The 2751-nt window shown below is 29.7% G+C and carries 5 protein-coding genes; all 5 read left to right on the top strand.

Features of this window, described 5'->3' with window-relative positions:
- Window positions 1–308 precede the first annotated feature (308 nt).
- The 5 genes from BM072_RS15280 (at window position 309) to BM072_RS15295 (ending at window position 2646) form a co-directional block, all read left to right on the top strand.
- Window positions 309–740 carry a hypothetical protein gene (locus BM072_RS15280; RefSeq protein WP_092910732.1) on the top strand — a complete coding sequence of 144 codons (432 nt, stop codon included), beginning with the start codon at window positions 309–311 and terminating at the stop codon, window positions 738–740.
- A gap of 250 nt (window positions 741–990) precedes the next feature.
- Window positions 991–1434 (top strand): papain fold toxin domain-containing protein, encoded by a 444-nt coding sequence (locus tag BM072_RS15285; protein ID WP_177190331.1) that lies wholly within the window; start codon window positions 991–993, stop codon window positions 1432–1434.
- Window positions 1435–1462: 28 nt separating this feature from the next.
- Window positions 1463–1720, top strand: coding sequence for a hypothetical protein (locus BM072_RS15290; RefSeq protein ID WP_143080502.1), 258 nt, complete (start codon window positions 1463–1465; stop codon window positions 1718–1720).
- Between the two features lie 307 nt (window positions 1721–2027).
- Window positions 2028–2165: a hypothetical protein gene (locus BM072_RS15510; RefSeq protein WP_177190332.1), complete on the top strand. Its 138-nt coding sequence runs from the start codon at window positions 2028–2030 to the stop codon at window positions 2163–2165.
- Window positions 2166–2301: 136 nt separating this feature from the next.
- The gene (locus BM072_RS15295; RefSeq protein ID WP_081917675.1) at window positions 2302–2646 is read left to right on the top strand and encodes a DUF4288 domain-containing protein; all 345 of its coding nucleotides are present in this window, start codon (window positions 2302–2304) and stop codon (window positions 2644–2646) included.
- Window positions 2647–2751 lie beyond the last annotated feature (105 nt).

Raw genomic sequence — 2751 nt, forward strand, 5'->3', positions numbered from 1 at the left:
CTCCGGAGATTTTTTTTAGTTACCATAATTTTGAATTTTAAATATCCTAAATATATGGTTTATAACGGAAAAGCTACCGGAGGTTTAGTTCAACATTGTATTGGCAAAATGCGGGGCGAATTATATAATAGAAAGATTTGAAATATTTATCCGCCGCTGCTTTTCATATTGTTTTTTTTCATAATTTAGACAATCTGAAAAAGCATCGGCTCCGTTTGGTCTGAACTTGAACATTCGTTCAAATTAAGCCCGCACTTCGCCAATACTTTTTCCGTTAGCGGAAATGCTATACTGAACATATTAAATTTATGAATGCATCTGAATTTTTTCTATTTAAATTAAATCAATATCTATCCGAAAAGGGTTTTAAGTTTCTAAAATCGAAAAAAATATTTACAAAGGAAATTGCTGGTGCTGAATTTATTATACAAATTAAATTTGACGGAAGAGGTGGTCTAACTGTTTTGGACTGGGTACGTTTGATAATAAAAACAAATAAAGAAATAATTGCGTCGAAAATGTATAAAAATGAAATAACTGAAAATGGACGCTTAAGATTTCCTACAATGTATAGCCAAAAAGCATTAGATTATGCAAATAAGATGAATTTGAAAAAATTGTCAGAAATGAATTTTGAAGAAAAGTATCCTGCAAGTAGAATTATAAGTGCTTTTGAGAATTTTATTCACTTTCTTGAAAATGATGCTATAGAATTTTTCACAGAAAAGCACTTCCGCTAACATCGTATTGCTAAAATGCGGGATTGAAGGCTCTTGCGTTGAAAATTTCGTGAAATTTAGTCGCAAAAAATGTTTCCGCCTCCATTTTTTTTTTTAATTTAGTCAGCGGAAAACATTTTTTGCTTCGTGCAGTTTTTAGTAGAAATTTCAGGTGTAAAAGCCCGCACTTCAGCAATACGTTTCCCGTTAGCAGAAATTTAAAAAAATGCGCATAACCAAAAATTTTATTACATTTACAAATAATAATAAAATGAACAAACTTAAATTTTTGACTATTTTTATAGTACTTCTTATTGGGGTTTTTAAAGTTAATGCACAAACATCTCAGGCATTTAAGGATGCAGCATTCGCTGCAACTAGCGCTTATAATAATCAGAACTTAAAGTGTGTTGAATATGCACAAAAACTAAAATCTTTTTTGAGTGCTAATTCGGCAAAATATTCAATTACAAGTTATAAATTTTATGAAATTAAAACAAAAGATGGAAAACCTTTTATAACACATGATGATTACAGCACAACAACTGCAATAAGCCAAAACGGCAGACATATAATTGCAGTAATTAATGGAGAAGTTTTTGACAATCTACATCCAAAAGGTTCTGCTAAAACAAGTTGGGAATCTAAACTTCATTGTGTAGCAGGCGGTTATCCGACAGGATTTACTACTACCGAAATAACAACTATAAAATAATAATATGCTATATCAAACTTTAGAAAAAATGAAAGAACGGCAAGGATTATATCCTTGCGAAAATGTTAGAGACATTTTTGTTTTTATCCAAGGCTATTCCGAAAATGTGACAGAAAACGATACTGATTTTGCGAATTTTAAAGGGTTTAATAATTTTGTAATAAATTATTTTAAAAACAATTCTACACATCCAAACTGGAGTAGTCTTATTAATTTTTATAGTTCAAGTGGTAAGGAATCATTTGATAAATTCTTTGAATTGCTTGAAAAGTTTAGAGCCAAATAAACTTCTGCTAACATTGTATTGGCAAAATGCGGGGTTAAAATCAGAGTTGAAATATTTGTAATAATTAGCCGCCGCTATTTTTTCGTTCCATAGTTTTTTTGTAAGTTTATTCCACGAAAAAAATATCGGCTACGATTGGAATTCCTTGAACTTTCAGTTCTTCGAAATCCCGCACTTCGCCAATACTTTTTCAGTTAGCAGAAATTTTATAAAAACTATCGTCTTAAAAGAGTGAAAAATAACTATAAAAGATTTTTATCAATGAATAAATTTTTATATTTTTATCCAAACTATAAAATTAAAAAAAATGAAAAAGACATTTAATTTAGTATTGCTATTTGTATGCTTTATTACTTTAAGTTCGTTTGAAAAGCAAAAACCATTTGATGGAAAACCAACTTTTGTATTTCAGAGTTCTTGCGACGCAAGTCAAAATCTTGACTAAACTTGTAGAAGTTTTATTGGAAGATGTAGAAAAGGTGGAATTAATTCAGAATTCCCAGGTCAATTCTATGATGTAAAAATTAGAGAAGTAAAAAATGGCACCTCTGCGGATCACAAAAAGGCTTGGAAATTATTAAATGACAACAGATTTAAAAAATAATATTATGAAAAAATATTTCGGAATAGTTCTTTTGAGAACCAAAAATGAAACGACGAATAACTGCAGTTTTGAGGAGACATATTTGTCTATAAAGTCACAAAATATAGATGAAGCAAGGACTGTTTTAGAAGAATATGGAAAATCTTGTGAAACTACCTACAAAAATCAGAATGAAGATGTAATTGTTGTAAATTTTGAAAAAATAATTGATGTTAACGAATTTTTGAGGGAAGAAACACAGGAAAAATATCAAGAATTATATTCAAGAAATTTTCAAGATATAGAGTCATATTCTAAGTTTGAAAAACTTTATAGCCAATAAAAAAACTTCTGCTAATAACTAAGCTTTCGTCTAGCCCGGAGGGCATGAGATGAAAGCCTGTTGAACGGAACCGAAGTTAGCTTTTAATTCTTATGGAGTTATCAA

This window comes from Algoriella xinjiangensis, assembly GCF_900115015.1.
Taxonomy (GTDB): Bacteria; Bacteroidota; Bacteroidia; order Flavobacteriales; family Weeksellaceae; genus Empedobacter; species Empedobacter xinjiangensis.